This is a genomic window from Sphingomonas beigongshangi, from assembly GCF_016820445.1.
GTDB classification, from domain to species: domain Bacteria; phylum Pseudomonadota; class Alphaproteobacteria; order Sphingomonadales; family Sphingomonadaceae; genus Sphingomonas; species Sphingomonas beigongshangi.
The window spans coordinates 639,797-657,493 of record NZ_JADHDT010000001.1 but is presented as its reverse complement, the minus strand read 5'-3'; the positions used below and the strand labels follow the sequence as shown (position 1 = coordinate 657,493).

19 protein-coding genes are annotated in these 17,697 nt (G+C 69.3%); 8 read left to right on the top strand and 11 right to left on the bottom strand.

Annotated features, from left to right (window positions below):
• Window positions 1-78 precede the first annotated feature (78 nt).
• Window positions 79-810 carry a Crp/Fnr family transcriptional regulator gene (locus IQ292_RS02935; protein ID WP_203308787.1) on the bottom strand — a complete coding sequence of 244 codons (732 nt, stop codon included), beginning with the start codon at window positions 808-810 and terminating at the stop codon, window positions 79-81.
• A gap of 132 nt (window positions 811-942) precedes the next feature.
• Between IQ292_RS02935 and murA the strand changes: the two genes are divergently transcribed.
• Window positions 943-2,226, top strand: a complete 1,284-nt coding sequence (gene murA, locus IQ292_RS02930) for a UDP-N-acetylglucosamine 1-carboxyvinyltransferase (protein WP_203308880.1) — start codon at window positions 943-945, stop codon at window positions 2,224-2,226.
• Window positions 2,227-2,259: 33 nt separating this feature from the next.
• Here the strand turns inward: murA and IQ292_RS02925 are convergent, their stop codons facing one another.
• The 6 genes from IQ292_RS02925 to lgt all read right to left on the bottom strand — a co-directional run bounded on the left by IQ292_RS02925 (window position 2,260) and on the right by lgt (window position 7,570).
• The gene (locus tag IQ292_RS02925) at window positions 2,260-2,778 is read right to left on the bottom strand and encodes a phosphoribosyltransferase (protein ID WP_203308786.1); all 519 of its coding nucleotides are present in this window, start codon (window positions 2,776-2,778) and stop codon (window positions 2,260-2,262) included.
• 7 nt (window positions 2,779-2,785) lie between these two features.
• The gene (locus IQ292_RS02920) at window positions 2,786-4,099 is read right to left on the bottom strand and encodes a cystathionine gamma-synthase family protein (RefSeq protein ID WP_203308785.1); all 1,314 of its coding nucleotides are present in this window, start codon (window positions 4,097-4,099) and stop codon (window positions 2,786-2,788) included.
• A 105-nt stretch (window positions 4,100-4,204) separates the two neighbouring features.
• Window positions 4,205-4,981, bottom strand: coding sequence for a peptidoglycan editing factor PgeF (pgeF, locus tag IQ292_RS02915; RefSeq protein WP_203308784.1), 777 nt, complete (start codon window positions 4,979-4,981; stop codon window positions 4,205-4,207).
• On the bottom strand, window positions 4,978-5,487 hold the full coding sequence (locus IQ292_RS02910; protein WP_203308783.1) for a GNAT family N-acetyltransferase: 510 nt from the start codon (window positions 5,485-5,487) through the stop codon (window positions 4,978-4,980). The genes pgeF and IQ292_RS02910 overlap by 4 nt, the downstream gene beginning before the upstream one ends.
• The gene (locus IQ292_RS02905) at window positions 5,484-6,470 is read right to left on the bottom strand and encodes a class I SAM-dependent methyltransferase (RefSeq protein WP_238940775.1); all 987 of its coding nucleotides are present in this window, start codon (window positions 6,468-6,470) and stop codon (window positions 5,484-5,486) included. The genes IQ292_RS02910 and IQ292_RS02905 overlap by 4 nt, the downstream gene beginning before the upstream one ends.
• Window positions 6,471-6,676: 206 nt before the next feature.
• The gene (lgt, locus tag IQ292_RS02900; RefSeq protein WP_338057572.1) at window positions 6,677-7,570 is read right to left on the bottom strand and encodes a prolipoprotein diacylglyceryl transferase; all 894 of its coding nucleotides are present in this window, start codon (window positions 7,568-7,570) and stop codon (window positions 6,677-6,679) included.
• Window positions 7,571-7,636: 66 nt separating this feature from the next.
• Here lgt and IQ292_RS02895 point away from each other — a divergent pair, with 66 nt between their 5' ends.
• Window positions 7,637-9,334, top strand: coding sequence for a class I adenylate-forming enzyme family protein (locus tag IQ292_RS02895; RefSeq protein WP_203308780.1), 1,698 nt, complete (start codon window positions 7,637-7,639; stop codon window positions 9,332-9,334).
• 17 nt (window positions 9,335-9,351) lie between these two features.
• Here IQ292_RS02895 and IQ292_RS02890 read toward each other — a convergent pair whose 3' ends face one another.
• Window positions 9,352-9,543: a hypothetical protein gene (locus IQ292_RS02890; RefSeq protein ID WP_203308779.1), complete on the bottom strand. Its 192-nt coding sequence runs from the start codon at window positions 9,541-9,543 to the stop codon at window positions 9,352-9,354.
• A 260-nt stretch (window positions 9,544-9,803) separates the two neighbouring features.
• On the opposite strand from IQ292_RS02890, the gene IQ292_RS02885 reads away from it, so the two are divergent.
• The 3 genes from IQ292_RS02885 (at window position 9,804) to phbB (ending at window position 13,884) form a co-directional block, all read left to right on the top strand.
• Window positions 9,804-12,008 (top strand): molybdopterin cofactor-binding domain-containing protein, encoded by a 2,205-nt coding sequence (locus IQ292_RS02885; RefSeq protein ID WP_203308778.1) that lies wholly within the window; start codon window positions 9,804-9,806, stop codon window positions 12,006-12,008.
• A gap of 42 nt (window positions 12,009-12,050) precedes the next feature.
• Window positions 12,051-13,049 carry a ferrochelatase gene (gene hemH / locus IQ292_RS02880; RefSeq protein WP_203308777.1) on the top strand — a complete coding sequence of 333 codons (999 nt, stop codon included), beginning with the start codon at window positions 12,051-12,053 and terminating at the stop codon, window positions 13,047-13,049.
• Window positions 13,050-13,161: 112 nt separating this feature from the next.
• The gene (gene phbB, locus IQ292_RS02875; protein ID WP_203308879.1) at window positions 13,162-13,884 is read left to right on the top strand and encodes an acetoacetyl-CoA reductase; all 723 of its coding nucleotides are present in this window, start codon (window positions 13,162-13,164) and stop codon (window positions 13,882-13,884) included.
• Between the two features lie 164 nt (window positions 13,885-14,048).
• On the opposite strand, the gene IQ292_RS02870 is transcribed toward phbB, so the two are convergent.
• On the bottom strand, window positions 14,049-14,411 hold the full coding sequence (locus IQ292_RS02870) for a glycine zipper 2TM domain-containing protein (protein ID WP_203308776.1): 363 nt from the start codon (window positions 14,409-14,411) through the stop codon (window positions 14,049-14,051).
• Window positions 14,412-14,578: 167 nt separating this feature from the next.
• Between IQ292_RS02870 and IQ292_RS02865 the strand changes: the two genes are divergently transcribed.
• Entirely contained in the window at window positions 14,579-15,604 is a 1,026-nt protein-coding gene (locus IQ292_RS02865; protein ID WP_238940726.1) for an esterase-like activity of phytase family protein, read from the top strand.
• Window positions 15,605-15,730: 126 nt separating this feature from the next.
• On the opposite strand, the gene rpmB is transcribed toward IQ292_RS02865, so the two are convergent.
• Complete coding sequence (gene rpmB, locus IQ292_RS02860) at window positions 15,731-16,030, bottom strand: 50S ribosomal protein L28 (protein ID WP_203308775.1); 300 nt, start codon at window positions 16,028-16,030, stop codon at window positions 15,731-15,733.
• Window positions 16,031-16,200: 170 nt separating this feature from the next.
• Here rpmB and IQ292_RS02855 point away from each other — a divergent pair, with 170 nt between their 5' ends.
• Together IQ292_RS02855 and IQ292_RS02850 are read left to right on the top strand one after the other, a co-directional pair.
• On the top strand, window positions 16,201-16,410 hold the full coding sequence (locus tag IQ292_RS02855) for a hypothetical protein (RefSeq protein ID WP_203308774.1): 210 nt from the start codon (window positions 16,201-16,203) through the stop codon (window positions 16,408-16,410).
• Between the two features lie 76 nt (window positions 16,411-16,486).
• On the top strand, window positions 16,487-16,915 hold the full coding sequence (locus IQ292_RS02850) for a nucleoside deaminase (RefSeq protein ID WP_203308877.1): 429 nt from the start codon (window positions 16,487-16,489) through the stop codon (window positions 16,913-16,915).
• 47 nt (window positions 16,916-16,962) lie between these two features.
• Here the strand turns inward: IQ292_RS02850 and IQ292_RS02845 are convergent, their stop codons facing one another.
• The gene (locus IQ292_RS02845; protein WP_203308773.1) at window positions 16,963-17,637 is read right to left on the bottom strand and encodes a YiaD family glycine zipper/OmpA-like lipoprotein; all 675 of its coding nucleotides are present in this window, start codon (window positions 17,635-17,637) and stop codon (window positions 16,963-16,965) included.
• Window positions 17,638-17,697 lie beyond the last annotated feature (60 nt).

The window sequence follows — 17,697 nt, the reverse complement described above, 5'->3', positions numbered from 1 at the left end:
CCCCTAGGCGTCCTTGCCGAGATCGGAGCGGTGAGCGCTTCCCGGCGCCGCCACGATCGAGCCTCGCTGAACCGCGAACTAGCGCCCTTGCGGCAGCCAGGCGAGGTCGATGCCGCCGCCGCGCTCGACATGGTTGGCGGCGCGCATCAGCCCCTGCTCGTCCAGGAAGGTAAAGCGCCCGCCTTCGCGCGCGATCAGCCCCTCGTCCTCGAGCTGGCGCAGCATGCGGTTGACGTGCACGGCGGTCAGCCCGGTGGCATCGCCAATCTCTTCCTGGGTCAGGCCGAGCACGAAGGAGCGTTCGGTGGGTGCGCGCCGCTCGCGCAGCCGGTCCCGGATCTCGATCAGCAGCGCCGCGACGCGCGCCTTCGCCGACGTGCGGCCCAGCCCCGCCAGGCGGTCGGTCAGCGCGACGCGCTCCATCTGATCGAGCGCGAGCAGCATCGCGGCCAGCCGGGGATGAGCGACGATCGTCGCGGCGAACAGGCTGCGCTCGACGGGCGCGACCGCGCATTCGGTCAGCGCCATCACCGTTTCGGTGGCCCCCCGATAGATCAACCCGGACATCGCGGCCATGTCGCCGGGGAAGAGAAATCGAAGGATCTGGCGGCTGCCGTCGGGCAGGATGACGTAGCTCATCATCGTCCCGCGTTTGATCACGAACAGCTCGCCCAGCCGGTCGTTCTCGCGCAGCAGCACCGCGCCCCGCCGCAGCTGCCGCTCGCGCTGCTCCAGCGCGTCCAGCGCCGCCGTCTCGCTTTGCGACAAGTCGATGAGTTCGCCGACGCGCGCGGCGAGACAGCTGGCCACCCTGTAAAGACCCCCGGAAAGCTTGAAGCGGGCACAAAGCAAAGCATCAGGATTGCTGCATTAAAATCGATCAAGGGTCGTTACGGATGCAGCCATTGCCGATCACCGGATATGATCCTAGACGCTCGCGTCATGGACCGTATCCTGATCCGCGGCGGCCACCGCCTGTCCGGCCGCCTGCCCATTTCCGGCGCCAAGAACGCCGCGCTGACCCTCATGCCCTGCGCGTTGCTGACCGACGAGCCGGTGACGTTGCGCAACCTGCCGCGATTGGCGGACGTCGACGGCTTCGGCCATCTGCTCAACCAGCTCGGCGCGTCCACCGCGATCCAGGGGACGCGGCCCGAGGATTTCGGCCGCGTCATGACGATTCGTGCCGGCATGCTGACCAGCACGGAGGCGCCCTACGACATCGTGCGCAAGATGCGCGCGTCGATCCTCGTGCTCGGGCCGGTGCTGGCGCGGGCGGGCCAGGCGCGCGTGTCGCTGCCCGGCGGCTGCGCGATCGGCAACCGTCCGATCGATCTGCACCTGAAGGCGCTGGAGGCGATCGGCGCGGAGCTGGAGATGGCGGCGGGCTATGTCACCGCGACCGCCCCCGGCGGCCGGCTGTCGGGTGGTCGTTATCGATTCCCCGTCGTCTCGGTCGGCGCGACCGAGAACGTGCTGATGGCGGCGGCCACGGCGCGCGGCACCAGCGTGATCGAGAATGCGGCGCGCGAGCCCGAGATCGTCGACCTGTGCAACCTGCTCGTCGCCATGGGGGCGCGGATCGACGGGATCGGTACGGAGACGCTGGAGATCGAGGGCGTCGATCGCCTGCACGGCGCCACCTATGCGGTCATGCCCGACCGGATCGAGGCGGGCAGCTATGCCTGCGCAGCGGCGATCACCGGCGGCGAACTGGAACTGGTCGGCGCGCGCGCGGCGGACATGCAGGCGACGATCGACGCGCTGCGCGAGGCGGGCGTGACGGTGACGGAGACGCGCGACGGGCTCAAGGTCGCCGCCGACGCGCCGCTTGGCCCCGTGACGCTGTCGACCGCGCCCTTCCCGGGCTTCGCGACGGACATGCAGGCGCAGTTCATGGCGATGCTGACGCAGGCCGAAGGCGCCAGCGTGCTGACCGAGACGATCTTCGAGAACCGCTACATGCACGTGCCCGAGCTCGCGCGGATGGGGGCCGACATCCAAGTCCATGGCCGTACCGCGGTGGTGAAGGGCAGGACGCGCCTGGCCGGCGCGCCGGTGATGGCGACCGACCTGCGCGCGTCGATGAGCCTGATCCTGGCCGGCCTCGTCGCGGAAGGCGAGACGGCCGTCGCCCGCGTCTATCACCTCGATCGCGGCTACGAGCGGCTGGAAGAGAAACTGTCGGCCGTCGGTGCCGACATCGAGCGCGTCAGCGACGGCTGAGGGAGCGACCGCCGCCTGCCGCGTCGACCCCGATCAGGCGATCCGGTCCGGCACCTCGGCGGCATCCTCCTCGATCGCGGCCTGCGGTGCGACGGCTTCCCACGGGAAGACGAACCAGTCCTTCGTCACCCGCCGGTCGATCGTCCGCGCGCGATAGTCGACGTGCTCCGCCGATCTCTCGTTGTCGATCAGCGTGGCGAAGCGGAACAGGTCGTCCGGCGCGCCCGCGTCCGAGAGCGCGCCGCGCAGCTGTGCGATCGTCCGTCCGGAATCGTTGATGTCGTCGACGAACAGCAGGCGTTTGCCCGCCGCCGCCCATTGCGCGAGCCGGGCCAGCGTCGCGCCTACAAGGTCGATCGCGCCGCTCGACTGGTCGCACGATACCATCGGCACCCCGGTGGCGTGGCTCAGATAGACCGCCGGCACCAGGCCGCCGCGGCCGATGCCGACCAGATAGTCGGGCCGCCACCCCGCATCCGCCGCGATCGCGCCGGCCAGCGCGTGGACATCGGCGACGAAGGCGTCGTGCGGGATGGCGGTGAAGATCGGCATCGGCGGATCAGATCGCCGCGAGCGCCTGGTCGAAATCGGCGATCAGATCGTCCGCGTCCTCGACGCCGATCGAGATGCGCACCAGATTGTCGGTGATGCCGAGCGCCTTCTTGCGTGCCTCGGGCACCGACAGGTGCGTCATCGCCGCCGGATGGCTCGCCAGCGTCTCTGTGCCGCCCAGGCTGACCGCCAGCTTGGCGATCTTCAGCGCGTCGAGGAAGCGGAACGCTTCCGCCTCGCCGCCCTTGACCAGCAGTGAGAAGGTCGACCCCGCGCCCGTGCAGTGGCGATCGTAGATGTCCTTCTGCCGCGCATCGTCGATGAAGCCCAGATAGCCCATGCTCTCCACCTTGGGATGTTCGCGCAGGAAGGCGCAAACCTTGGCGGCATTCTCGCCTGCCCGGCTCATCCGCAGCTCCAGTGTCTCGAGGCTGCGCAGCAGCATCCAGGCGGTGTTGGGGTCGCAGATCGTGCCGATCGTGTTGCGCATCGCGCGGATCGTGTTGATGTGCTCCTTCGTGCCCAGGACGCCGCCCGCGACGAGGTCGGAATGTCCACCGGCATATTTGGTCAGGCTGTAGACGACGATGTCCGCGCCATGCTGCAGCGGCTTCGACCAGAGCGGGCCGAGGAAGGTGTTGTCGATCGCGATCGGCGGCTTGGACGGGCTGTTCGCGAAGATCGCGTCGCGGCTCGCGCGTACCGCCTCGACGTCGACCAGGGCGTTCGTCGGGTTGGCCGGGCTTTCCAGATAGATGAGCGCGACGTTGCCGCTCGCCGCCTTGGACAGCACCGCGTCGATCTCCGCGCGGGTCGCACCGGCGGGGAAATCGAGCCAGTGGACGCCGAAGCGGCCGAGAATGCGCGCGATCAGCGTCTCGGTCGCAGCGTAGAGCGGACCCGAATGGACGATCGTATCGCCGGGCTTGACCATCGACAGGAACAGCGTCGCGATCGCCGACATGCCGCTGGAGAAGGCGAGCGCGTCCTCCGCCTCCTCCCACACCGACAGGCGATCCTCGAGGATCTCCTGGTTGGGGCCGTTGAAGCGCGAGTAGACGAGGCCCTCCGCGCCGCCCGGCCGCTTGCCCGTCACGCCCTCGAAATGGCGCTTGCCCGCAGCGGCGTTGGGGAAGACGAAGGTCGAGGTAAGGAAGATCGGCGGCTTCAGCGATCCCTCCGACAGGGCCGGGTCGAAGCCATGACCCATCATCAGCGTCGACGGCTTCAGCTTGCGCCCGGCGATCGTCTTGGGCGTGCTCGTGCCGGTGTCGGGTGCGGGAACGCCGGTCAGTTCGGCTTCGGTCTCGCGGTCGGGCATCGTGGTCTCCTGGTTATGCGCTGGGCATAGCGCCGGATCGTAACCGGGGATACCAGTTTGCGGCTGACGCGCGGATGGGCGCGACCGCCGGCATGCCGCGGCGTCTTAGCGTGCCAAGCCTATCAGGCTGATCTGCCGCCCGTAATCCGCCTCGCGCCGATGGGTCGCCCGGCGATAGCTGAAGAATTGGTCCGCGTCGGCATAGGTGTCGAGTCCCAGCGCCGTGACGCGCGCGATGCCCGCTTCGGCGAGCCGATGCGCGACATAGGCTTCGAGATCGAACTGGTAATGGCCCGCGCGGCCGTCGGCGAAGAAGCGCTCGTTTGCCGGATCGGCGGCCGCGAACCGTGCCACGAAGCCGCCGTCGACCTCGTAGCTCACGCGCGCGATACACGGTCCGATCGCTGCGACGATGCGCGACCGGGCCGCACCCAGCGCCTCCATCGCCGCCAGCGTCGCGTCGGTGACCCCCGCCAGCGCGCCCTTCCATCCGGCATGCGCCGCGCCGACGACGCCGGCCTCTGCATCCGCGAACAGCACGGGCGCGCAATCGGCGGTGAGGATGCCGAGCAGCAGGCCCGGCCGGTCGGTGACGAGCGCGTCGGCGTGCGGCCGTGCCTCATCGGTCCAGGGCGTCGTGACCGTCACGACATCGGCCGAGTGGATCTGATACGGGGTGACGAGCGCGGCGTCGGACAGGACCGCCGCGGCCGCGCGCCGCCGGTTCTCCGCGACCGCCGCGGGATCGTCCGCCGAACCGAGGCCGACGTTCAGCCCCGCCACGAGCCCGTGCGACACGCCACCGCGCCGACCGAGGAAGCCGTGCGGCAGACTGCCGAACGTGCCCGCGCGGATCACCTCTGGGCGTGCGTCGAGGTTCATAGGGCCAGTCGCATCAGATCGTCCTCGTCGCGGTGATTGCCGACCATGAAGTCGTAGCGGCCGATCCGCTCGAAGCCGTGGCGTTCATAGAAGCGGCGCGCGCGATGGTTGTCGACATAGACGGACAGGAACAGTTCGGCCGCGCCCCGCTGGCGCGCGGTGGCGATCACCCAGTCCATCATCGCCTGCGCCAGACCGCTGCCATGCTGGTCGGCGGCGAGATACAGCTGCCGCAGTTCGATCATCGGCCCGGCCGGGTCGACCGGCAGCGATCGGGGGCCGAGCTTGGCGAAGCCGACCAGCCTGTCGCCTTCACAGGCGAGCAGGAACGCGAAATCGGGGTCGGCGATCTCGGCGCGCCAGCGATCCAGCGTCAGCCCGTCGAGGAAGGTCGCCAGATCCTCCGGCGCATAGAGATGACCGAACGTTGCCGTGAAGCTCTCGCGCATCAGCGTCGCGATCGCCAGCGCGTCGCGCTCGGTCGCGGGGCGGAGCGTCGCGGTCATGCGCCGAACCCCGCGGGGGCAGGCCAGTCGCGATGCGTCAGCGCCAGCGCGCGGAATAGTTCGCCCATGTCCGCCATCAAACGGTTGCGATCGGCCAGCAGCTGCGTCTCGCGATCCGGCGCGGCGCGGATCAGCGCCGTGGTCCGCGCGTCGATCCCGAGCTGGCCGAGCAGGTCGCGCTGGCTGATCGGTCCCCAGGCGACCGCACCCGCGCCCTGCGCCGCCGCGGCGAGCGTGGCGAAGTCGACATGCGCGGACAGGTCCACTTCGCCCGGCGTCTCGAACGGGTTGGCGAAGCCATGGCCGCGCACCGCCTGCAGCGTGCCGCCGAGCGCGGGGCCCTCATAGCCATAGTCGACCGCAAGCAGGCCTCCGCCCTGGCGCGCGATCCGCGACGCGAGCGCGCGCATCACCGCGACGCCGGCCGGCGACGTTTCCAGGATCGATCCCGCCGGCGCGTCGCGCAGCGGGTCCGGCAGGACGTCCGCGGGCACCGGCTTGCCTGCGATGGGCAGGAACAATGTGTCCTGGCATGCGACCAGCCGCTCGTGCCAGCCGTCGGACCGGCGGATCAGCTGGCGGATCGGCAGCGCGTCGAAGAATTCGTTGGCGACGACGATCAGCGCGACGTCCGCCGGCAGCGTGTCGACGCCGTCGTGCCATGTCGCATCGGGCACCCGCTCCGCCTGGGCGGCCCGCAGCCTCGGGCTGGTCTCGATGAAATGCACGGGCGGGGAAAGGCCCGCCTTCGCCATCGCCCGGCGCGCATCGGCCGCCAGCGTACCGCGCCCGGGCCCGAGTTCGACCCAGGCGACGTCGGGGCGTCCCGCGCGGTCCCACAGGTCGGCGCACCACAGGCCGATCAGCTCGCCGAACATCTGGCTGATCTCGGGCGCGGTGACGAAGTCGCCGCCCGCGCCGAGCGGATCGCGCGTCGCATAATAATGCGCATTGGCGGCGGCCATGAACTGCGACACCGGCATCGGGCCGGCAAGGGTGATCGCACGGGCGAGTCGGTCGGGCAGGGGCCCGTCGCCGGGGGCAGGGTCGGGGGATTGCGTCACGACGGCGGAGATGCAGGCGCGGGCAGGCGTGTGCAAGCCCGATGTGGCATTGCGGATGCCGTCCATTCGACTGCCGTCCTCCCCGCAAGGCGGGGAAGACGGGCGTCAGCTGCGGGGGCGCGCCGTTACGCCACGCTCTCCGTGCCCCAGGTCGGCTCCACGCGCACGCGGCGCTTGGGCGCGGTGAGGATGAGGTAGAGGCCGCCCGCGATCATCGGCACGCACAGCCACTGGCCCATGTGGATGCCCGTCGCCTCGATGAACGTGCCGCGGAACTGCGCATCGGGTTCGCGGAAGAATTCGACGATGAATCGCGCGATGCCGTAGCCCAGCACGAACAGGCCGACGAGCCGGCCCGGCTGGTAGCGCGCCTTGGTCTTCCAGAAGGCGAACCAGAGGATGGCGAACAGCAATATGCCCTCCAGCCCCGCCTCGTAGAGCTGGCTGGGGTGGCGCGCCGGTTCGGGCACGCCATAGGGAACGGTGCGGTCGAAGACGATCGCCCAGGGGACGTTGGCGGGCTTGCCCCACAATTCCCCGTTCACGAAATTGGCGAGCCGGCCGAAGAAGAGGCCGAAGGGCACGCAGCAGGCGATATAGTCGTGGACGCGCAGCCAGTTCAGCCCATGCTTGCGGGCGAACAGGATCAGTCCGATCGACGTGCCGATCACCCCGCCGTGGAAGCTCATGCCGCCGTCCCACAGCCTGAGGATGCGGATCGGGTGCAGGATCATCTCCGGCGCGTAGAACAGTACATAGCCGATACGTCCGCCCAGGATGATGCCCAGCGTCGCGTAGAAGACCAGATCGTCGGCGTGGCGCCGCGCCATCGGCGCGCCCGGCGCGGCGATCAGTCGCAGCAGATACCACCAGCCGACGAGGATGCCGGTGATATAGGCCAGGCTGTACCAGCGCAGCGTGAAGAAGCCGATCGAGAAGATGTCGGGGTGCAACCCCAGGTCGTCGAAGCGGATATGACCGGTCGCGGGTGCGGCGGCGGCGAGGATAGGCAGGATCACGGGCTTCCCCCAGGGATGAGCCGCCTGCATAGTGGGGCAAAGGCACAAGACCAAGCGGAGAGGTGTATGCGTACCGAACTCGACCAGCGCATGGACGCGACGATGGCGGCGTTGACGGCACCGGGCGGGATGCTCGCCCTCGACCATGTCCGCAAATTCGGGCGCGAGTTACCCGTCATCGCCGCCGCCCCGCCGACGCTGCCGCTCTATTTCGCGCATTATTGTGCCGAACATGCCGACAAGCCCCTGATCGTCGCGGGCACGGAGCGGCTGAGCTTCGCAGAGACCCATGCCGCCGCGACCCGCGTCGCCCGTGCGCTCGTCGCCGGCTATGGCATCGCCAAGGGCGACCGGGTCGGGATCGCGATGCGCAACTCGCCGTCGTGGATCGTGCTCTACATGGGCATCCTCATGGCGGGCGGCGTGGCGACGCTGCTCAACGGCTGGTGGCAGACGGAGGAGCTCGCGGCGGCGATCGCCGACGTCGATTGCGCCCTCGTCTTTGCCGACGGGCCCCGCGCGCAGCGACTGCTCGCTGCCAGGGGCGTCAGGCCGCCCGTCGTGACGATCGAGGACACGCTGCCGCTCGCCGAAGCGCTCGCCCCGGTGATCGCGCGCGACGCGGCCGAGGCGACGCTTCCCGCGATCGGCGCGCAGGACGATGCGACGATCCTGTTCACGTCCGGGTCGACCGGCAAGTCGAAGGGCGCGGTGTCGGATCACCGCGCGGTGGTCCAGGGCACCTTCAGTTTCCTCGCACAGGCGCTGATGATGCTGAGCCTCGCCACGGCCGACGGCAATCCGCCCACGCTGCCGCACGCGACGCTGCTGACGTTGCCGCTGTTCCACGTCACCGCGCAGGTCGCGGTGCTGCTGCAGAGCTTCGCGATCGGGCGCAAGCTGGTGCTGATGCCCAAATGGGACGCACGCGAGGCGATGCGGCTGATCGAGGCGGAACGGGTGACCTATTTCGTCGGCGTGCCGTTGATGAGCTTCGAGATGCTGACGCATCCCGATCGTGCGCAGTTCGACCTCAGCAGCGTCACCGATTTCGCCGCCGGCGGCGCACCGCGTCCCGAAGAGCATGTCCGGCGGATCCAGGCGGAAATGGGCGGCGGCGCGCCGCTGATCGGCTATGGCCTGACGGAGACGAACGCGGTCGGCGCGGGCAATTGGCGCAGTAACTATCTCGCCAAGCCCGCGAGCACCGGTCGCGCGTCGGCGCCGCTGGTCGAGATCGCGATTCTCGACGAGGCCGGCGCGCCGATGGAGCAGGGGGCGCGCGGCGAGATCGCGATCCGCTCGATCTGCAACTTCCGCGGCTATTGGAACAATGCGGAGGCGACCGCCGCGTGCATTACCGCCGACGGTTTCTTCCGCACGGGAGACATCGGCTACCTCGACGCCGACGGCTATCTGTTCATCGTGGACCGCGCCAAGGACATCGTCATCCGCGGTGGCGAGAACATATCCTGCCAGGAGGTGGAGGCCGCGCTCTACGCGCATCCGGCGGTCGCGGAGGCCGCGGTCTTCGGCCTCGCGGACGAACGCTATGGCGAAGTGCCCGGCGCGGTCGTTCATCTGCGTGATGGGGGAGGGGTGGACGAAGCGGCGCTGAGGGCCTTCCTCGCGGAGCATATCGCCGCCTTCAAGATCCCCGCGCGGCTCTGGTTCAGTGCCGTCGCCCTGCCGCGGCTGGGGACGGAAAAGATCGACAAGGTCAGCCTGCGCAACACGTACCGCGCGCTTGCGGCGGCGGGGTGAGCCTGGGCGCTCGGGCTTCAGTATCTCGCGGCAGGCAGGTCGATCTTCACCGCGTGAGTCTGGACTGGCGTGGTAAGGAAGACGATTGCGCTGAGCAGGCCGACGATGCCCCAGCCGTATCGTTGCGCGCGCATGTCCGCGATCGCTTTGACGATACAATAGATGCCAGCGATCAGCGCGGCGATGCTCCACAGGGCGTATGTCGGCATGCCATAATACTATCTTCCGATGTTCATTGAGCAATCGAGCTCTGCGACCCTCTGGAGCCCGAGGAGATGTGATCCTGGCAGGCTGAGGCTGGGATAAAACATTCCGGAAATGTCGGCGCCCTTCGTCCGGTGCAATGCATGCATCGTGCTACGTCTGGGTGTTGCCGGAGACAGCGGTTTGCCATTGTGCGGAGACGCAACTGAAAGACGTGAGGCAGGGCGCCTTCCCCTGCCCCGATCGTGCCGATAAAGCCGCCGTCATGGCACGGATCAGCAGGCGCGGGGTGATCGTCGGGGGCGGGGCCGGGGTCGGCCTCGTCGTCGCCTGGGCCCTGTGGCCGCGCCACTATCGGCCGAACCTCGCCGCCGCGCCGGGCGAGACAGGGTTCGGCGCGTGGCTCAAGATCGGCGAGGACGGCCACGTTACCGTCGCGGTGCCGCAGCTGGAGCACGGCCAAGGCAGCTGGACCGCCCTGGCGCAGGTGGTCGCCGACGAATTGGGGGCGGATTGGCGCACGGTCGGCATCGAGCCGGCCCCGCTCAATCCCCTCTATGCCAATCCGGTCGCGCTCGATTCGCTCTTCGAGGGCCAGTTCGATCTCGTGCCCGAGGTCATGCGCCGGGCGCTCGCCGCGCGGGCGACGCTGATGCTGACCGCGGCGTCTTCCTCGATCCGGATGTTCGAGGACGGATGCCGCCAGGCCGGGGCGGCAGCTCGCGCGCTTCTCTGCATGGCGGCGGCAAGGAAGTGGGACGTGCCGTGGAGCGCCTGCACCGTCGCCGGCGGCTTCGTCGTCCATGGCGACAAGAGGCTGCGGTTCGCGGAACTGGCGGCGACGGCGGCTGCGTTCACCCCACCCGATCCGCTGCCGCTCGGCATGCAGGGCGCCGGCAAACTCACCGGACGGGCGGTGCCGCGGCTCGATGCCCCGGCGAAGGTCGACGGCTCCGCGACCTTCGCCGGCGATATCCGTCTGCCAGACATGGTCCATGCCGCGATCCGCCAAGGGCCGATCGGCAACAGCCGCCTGATGACGGTCGATCGCGCCGCGGCGGACCGCATCCGCGGGGTGCTGTCGATCGTCGAGACCCCGCACTGGGTCGCGGCGGTCGCGACGACCTGGTGGGCCGCAGAGCGCGCGCTCGACGCGATGCAACCACGTTTCGCGACCCCGGAGCCGGTCGTCGACGATACCGCCATCGCCGCGGCGCTCGACGGCGCGCTTGCCGCCAAGGGACACCGGTTGGGTGCGATCGGCACCATCGGGCAGCTGCTCGACGGCGGCGGTGTCATCGAGGCCGACTATGCGGTCGATCTGGGGCTTCACGCCGCGCTCGAGACGCCGAGCGCCACCGCCGCCTATCGCGACGGTCGGCTCGAGATATGGATGCCGACGGGCGCGCCCGCGGTGACGCGCGCCGCCGCGGCGAAGGCGGCTGGCCTCGCGGAGGGGGAGGTCGTCGTCCATCCGGTCCTGGGCGGTGGCCCGTCGGCCATGACGCTGGGGGCGCTGGTGGCGGAGCAGGCGGCCATTCTCGCCGTGCGGCTGAAGCGCCCCGTATGCCTCGCCTGGTCGCGGGGCGAAGACATCGCGCACGATCGCTATCGCCCGCCGGCCCGGGGACATATGCGGGCGCGGCTCGCCGGCAACGGCGGGATCGCGGCCTGGCAGGCGAAGGTCGCCGCGCCCGCCACCGGCCGCGCGCTGGCCGCGCGCCTGCTGCCCGCGGGGTTCGTCGCCACCGCCGGCGGCCTCGGCACGGCGGACCGCTATGCGGTGGCGGGAGCGCTGCCGCCGTATCGCATCGCCGCCGTGGCGATCGACCATCATCCGGCGGATGTCGCCGTGCCGACCGGCCATGTCCGCGGCGGCGCGCATGGCGCGAACTGCTTCTTCACCGAAAGCTTCGTCGACGAGCTCGCGCGCGCGGCCAACAGTGAACCGCTGTCCTACCGGATCGGCATGCTGGGGGGTGATGCCCGCCTCGCGCGCTGCCTTTCGACCGTCGCCTCGCTGGGCGGCTGGGACGGCGGCGGGCCAGGCAGCGGGCAGGGGATCGCCGCCCACGCCTTTCGCGGCAGCTTCGTCGCGGTCCTGGCCGAGGCCGAGCTGGAGGACGGGCGTGTCAGGGTCGGCCGGCTGGTCGCGGCGGTCGATTGCGGGCGGATGGTCAACCCCGATCTGGTGCTGCAGGCAATCGAAGGCGGCCTGATCTATGGCTTGGCGCAGGCGCTCGGCGCGTCGACGGGGATCGTCGCGGGGCGCGCGACCGCGCGGCGGATCGGTCACCTGTCGCTGCCCCGCCTCGCGGACGCGCCCGACATCAACGTCGAGCTGATCCGTTCCGACGAGGATCCCGGCGGCGTCGCGGAACTTGCGGTGCCGCCCGTCGCGCCCGCGGTCGCCAATGCGCTCTTCTCCGCGACCGGCAGGCGCTGGCGCCGCCTGCCGCTGCGGCCATGACGCTGGATCAACGCCGCGCGCGGTGCGTATAACCGGCGCATCATGACCCCGCCCGTCGACCATCCCGCCATTCCGCCGCGCAAGGTCGGCGTATTGCTCGTCAATCTCGGTACGCCGGATGCGCCGGATCCCGCGTCGGTAAGACGGTATCTGGCGGAGTTCCTGTCGGACCGGCGGGTCGTCGAGATCCCGCAACTCGTCTGGCAGCCGATCCTGCGCGGCGCGGTGCTGACGACGCGGCCGAAGAAGAGTGCGCATGCCTATGGCCTCGTCTGGCGCGAGGACGGCTCGCCGCTCGCCGCGATCACGCGCGCGCAGGCGGCGAGGCTCGCCGACGCGTTCGGGCCGAACGTGATCGTCGATTGGGCCATGCGCTACGGCAATCCCGCGATCGCGGACCGTCTCGCCGCGCTGAAGGCCCAGGGCTGCGAGCGTATCCTGATCGCGCCGCTCTATCCCCAATATTGTGCCGCGACGACCGCGACCGCGAACGACAAGGCGTTCGCCGCGCTCGCCGCCATGCGGTGGCAACCCGCGATACGGACCCTGCCGCCCTATTTCGACGATCCCGCCTATATCGACGCGCTCAAGGCGTCGGTGGAAACGCAGCTGGAGGGGCTCGACTTCGCGCCCGACGCCCTGCTCGTCAGTTTCCACGGCATGCCGCAGCGGACGCTGGAACTGGGCGACCCCTATCACTGTCACTGCCAGAAGACCGCGCGGTTGCTCGGCGAGGCTTTGGGGCGCGAGGTGATCGTCGCCTTCCAGTCGCGATTCGGCCGCGCCAAGTGGCTGGGGCCCGCGACCGACACGGTGCTCGAAGGGCTGCCGGCCAAGGGCGTCCGCAAGGTCGCGGTCGTCGCGCCGGGCTTTTCCGCGGATTGCATCGAAACGCTGGAAGAGCTGGCGATCCGCGGCCGCGAAAGCTTCGAGGGCGGCGGCGGCACGCATTTCGCCTATCTGTCGTGTCTTAACGACAGTGCGGTCGGGCTCGCGATGCTGCAGGCGCTGATCGCGCGCGAATTGCTGGGTTGGGCCTGAGGCAGGACGTCAAGTATCTGCTCGCGCGCGCAAAGTGGTGCGTGCTCCATTGCCAGTTTTCCGCGGGAGCCGTAGCGTCCGATCCGGAGTTTCCATCAGGAGAGGCATGCATATGGCACGGGTGGCGATCGTCACGGGCGGAACGCGCGGGATCGGCGAGGCGATCAGCCTTGCGCTGAAGGAGGCCGGCGTCACGGTCGTCGCCAATTATGCCGGCAACGACGAACGGGCGAACGCGTTCAGCGAACGCACCGGGATCAGGGCGTACAAGTGGGATGTCGCCGACTACGATGCCTGCCAGGACGGCTGTGCCCGTGTGGCGGCCGAGGTCGGGCCGGTCGACATCGTCGTCAACAATGCGGGCATCACCCGCGACGGCACGATCCTGAAGATGGACTATCAGGCGTGGAAAGAGGTGATTGACACCAACCTGGGCGGTTGCTTCAACATGGCCAAGGCGGTGTTCCCCGGCATGCGCGACCGTAAATGGGGGCGGATCGTCAACATCGGTTCGATCAACGGCCAGGCCGGCCAATATGGCCAGGTCAATTACGCCGCCGCCAAGTCGGGCATCCACGGTTTCACCAAGGCGCTGGCACAGGAGGGCGCGCGCTTCGGCGTCACGGTCAATGCGATCGCACCGGGCTATATCGATACGGACATGGTCGCGGCGGTGCCGGGCGACGTGCTGGAAAAGATCGTCGCGCGCATTCCCGTCGGTCGCCTGGGCCAGGCGAGCGAGATCGCGCGCGGCGTCTCCTTCCTGTGTTCCGACGAGGCGGGGTTCGTGACCGGATCGACGCTCAGCATCAACGGCGGACAGCATATGTACTGACGATCGGCGGGACCGCCCCTGCCGGCTTCATGCCGAGGGTGCGTCCCGGGACCGCGCGGCGGGCTAGATGCGCCGCAGGGCCGGACGCCGGCATGCGAAAGGGCCGGCTTCCCGTCGGAAGCCGGCCCATCCCGATACGCTACGCGGGACCTCTTGGCGGCGCCTCAGCGGCAGTAGCCGGGCCGATCCGAGCGCTCGACCGCGCGACCGGCGAGGGCGCCCGCACCGGCACCGAGCACCGTGCCGAGCGTGCGGTCGCCGCGCGTGTCGATCGTGCGGCCGAGCAGGCCACCCGCGATCGCGCCGACGATCGTGCCCGTCGTGCCGCTGTTGCAGCGGCGATAGGCGCGGTCGCGATAATAGCCGCGGTCGCCGCGATAGACGCGGTCGCCCCGGCCATAATCGTAGCCGCCGCGATCGTAATAACCGTTGCCGTAATAGCGCTGCGCGGCGGCGGGCGCGGTGGGGACGACGGCACCGGCGGTCATGGTCAGCGCGGCGGCGGCGAGGCTCAGGGTCTTCAGCATGGGTCTTCTCCCGTTGTTCCGTGGCGACGGTGGGGAGCCGGTCCGGCAGCCACGATCCGTCGTCGATGGTGCGCTTTTGCCCGAGTCGCATTGAGCCGAGCCTGAATGCGGCTGTTATTGCGCGTTCAGGCTTCCGCCTCGCCGCCCGGCCCCTATGAGGACAGGCCATGAGGCTGGTTCTGCGTGTTGTGTTCGTCGTCGCCGCGGTGCTGGCGGTGGTTCCGGGATGGACCGGCGAGGCGCGGCTGGCGCTCCTTGGCGACCATCCCCAGCTCGTGGCGACGCGAGTCGCGCTCGATCCGCGCGATCCGAACCGGGTCCGCCTGGGCAGCCTGACCTATTTGGGTGGCGTGGAATTGCGCAGCCTCGATCCGGCGTTCGGCGGCTATTCCTCACTTGCCGTCGTCGGCGATCGGTTCACCTTGCTTAGTGACGGCGGCAACGTCGTCATGTTCCGCATGGGCGCGGACTTGCGCCCGCACGCCATCGCGTTTCGCAATCTACCGGCGGGGCCGGGGACCGGCTGGGACAAGCGGGATCGCGATACCGAATCGATGGTGCTCGATCCCGCAACGGGGCGCAGCTGGGTCGGGTATGAGAATTACAATGCGATCTGGCGCTACGCCCCCGGATTCTCTCGCGCTGAGGCGCATGTCGAACCCCTGCGTATGGCCAATTGGCCGGTCAACGGGGGCCCCGAATCACTCGTCCGCCTGCCCGATGGTCGCTTCCTGACGATCAGCGAGACCGGGCACGTGCCCTTCCGGCGTTGGTGGGGCACGCCCAGGGAGCGGCTGGCGACGCGCGATACGCAGCTGTTCGCCGGCGATCCGACGGCGCACGCGCCGGCTGCGACGCTCGCCTATGTGCCGGAAGGACGGTTCGACCCATCGGATGCGACGGCGCTGCCCAATGGCGACCTTATCGTCCTGGAGCGGGATTTCCGCCTGCCCTATCATTTCTACAACCGGATCGCACGGGTCCCGGCGGCGGACATCCGCAAGCGCGCGGTCGCGCGGGGGCGGACGCTCGCGCATCTCGACGCACCGTTGATCCATGACAATTTCGAAGGCGTGGCGGCGACGCGGGAAGGCGACGCGACAATCCTGTGGCTCGTGTCGGACGACAATCAGTCCGTGCTGCAGCGAACGTTGCTGCTCAAGTTCCGGCTCGATTCGCCCCCGCACGGCTAAGCATATCGCTTATGCGGCTGCCGGTGCTTCGGAACGGACCGGCATGGCCGTGGTGACGCACACGCCAACGGCCCGCCGCCCATGGATAGGGCGGCGGGCCGGAGATGCCATCATCGATGGACCGGTTTAGGCCGCCTGGGCGGCGGTCGACAGCTTCTTGACGATGTCGCGCTTCAGGCGGCGGCAACGCAGCGACAGCTTGTCGTCGCTGGTCTTCACCAGCCAGTTGTCCAGGCCGCCATTGTGCTCGACCGAGCGCAGGCCGTGCGTCGACACGCGCAGGCGCACGCTCTTCTCGAGCGCGTCCGAGATCAGCGTGACGTTCTGCAGGTTGGGCAGGAAAGTCCGCTTGGTCTTGTTGTTGGCGTGGGAAACGTTGTGACCCACCTGCCGGCCCTTGCCGGTCAGCTCGCAAATGCGCGACATCGCTTTGATCCTGAATTTCGCCTTGGGTTCCGGTTGCCCGGAAAGTCGGCGCTGGTAACCGGTGACGGACGATCCGTCAACCTCGGACCGGCAACTTGGAGCGCGATGCAACCGCGTCCCGGTGGGCTCGTTGTTACGCCGGTGAATCATTTCAGGGAAGGGGTGCCATCATGCGAACGTTGCTCGTCCTCATCGGAATCGTCGCGCTGATCGCGATCGCGCTGATGTATTTCGGCTTCATCAACATCGACCAGACGCGCCCCGGCGTCGTGCAGGCGCCCGCCTTCAAGGCGGACGTCGCGCGGGTCAGCGTCGGTACCGAGAACAAGACGGTCGCCGTCCCGACGGTCAACGTGGAAAAGCCCGCCAACACCCAGTGAGGGCGCGCGCAGGCCGGGGCTTTACCCCGGCCGCGCGGGGCGGCAGACAATGGCGATGTTCCCGCTGCCGCCCCCGATGCGTCGCGCGCTCGATGTCGCGCGGGAGGCCGCCCTGGCGGACGAGGTGCCGGTCGGCGCGACGCTCGTGTGGCGCGGCGAGATCATCGCTGTCGCTGCCAATGCGCCGCGCGCGCTGCACGACCCCACGGCGCATGCGGAGATACGGGTGATCCGGGCGGCCGCCGCGCTGCTCGAGCGGGAGCGGCTGGAGGATGCCGAGCTCTGGGTGACGCTGGAGCCTTGCGCGATGTGTGCCGGCGCGATCGCGCATGCGCGGATCGGTCGCGTCTATTATGCGGCCGCGGACCCCAAGGGGGGCGCCGTGGAACATGGCCCCCGCCTGTTCACGCAGCCGACCTGCCACCATCGGCCCGACATCTATGCGGGCATCGGCGAGAGTGAGGCCGCGGCAATGCTGAGGGATTTCTTCGCGGCACGGCGCTGATCTCCCTCTCCCCCGGGGGGGGGGAGGGAGGGAGCCCATGCCCCGCGTCAGCGACGCAGGTCGTTCTCGTTGATCGGCACGATCTTGATCTCGACGCGACGGTTGGCGGCACGGCCGGCTTCGGTCTCGTTCGACGCGACCGGGTTGCTCTCGCCGAACCCGCGCGTACCGATGCGCGCCGGCTGGACGCCGCGGCTGGCGAGATAGTCGGCGACGGCGGTCGCGCGCCGCTCGGACAGCTGCTGATTATAGGCGTCGGAGCCGGTCGAATCGGTGAAGCCGTACACGTCGATATAGGTCTGATTGTATTGCGCCAGCGTCTGCGCGACCTGGTCGAGCGTGCGCTGGAACTGCGGCTGTACCGTCGCACTGTTATAGGCGAAGGTGATTCCCGACGGGATGTTGAGCAGCAGGTTGTCGCCCTCGCGCACTACCTGTACGTCGGTGCCCTGCGTGCGGGCGCGCAGCTCGCGCTCCTGCCGATCCATGTATGCGCCGATGCCCGCGCCGGCGAGACCACCGATGCCCGCGCCGAGGATCTTGGCGGTGCGATCGTTGCGCCCGCCGACAAGGTCACCGAGTACATAGCCGCCCAGTGCGCCGCCGATGCCGCCGATCGCGGTCGGCGACAGGCGTCGCTGGCCCGTTTCCGGATCGGTGGTGCAGGCCGTGGTGGTGACCAGCGCGGTCAGCGCGGCGGCGGCGAAAAACTTGTGCTTCATCGTTTCCCTTTCCGAATGCGATGGGGTGGAAACCAAGGTCCGAAGCGGCTTGTTCCGCAG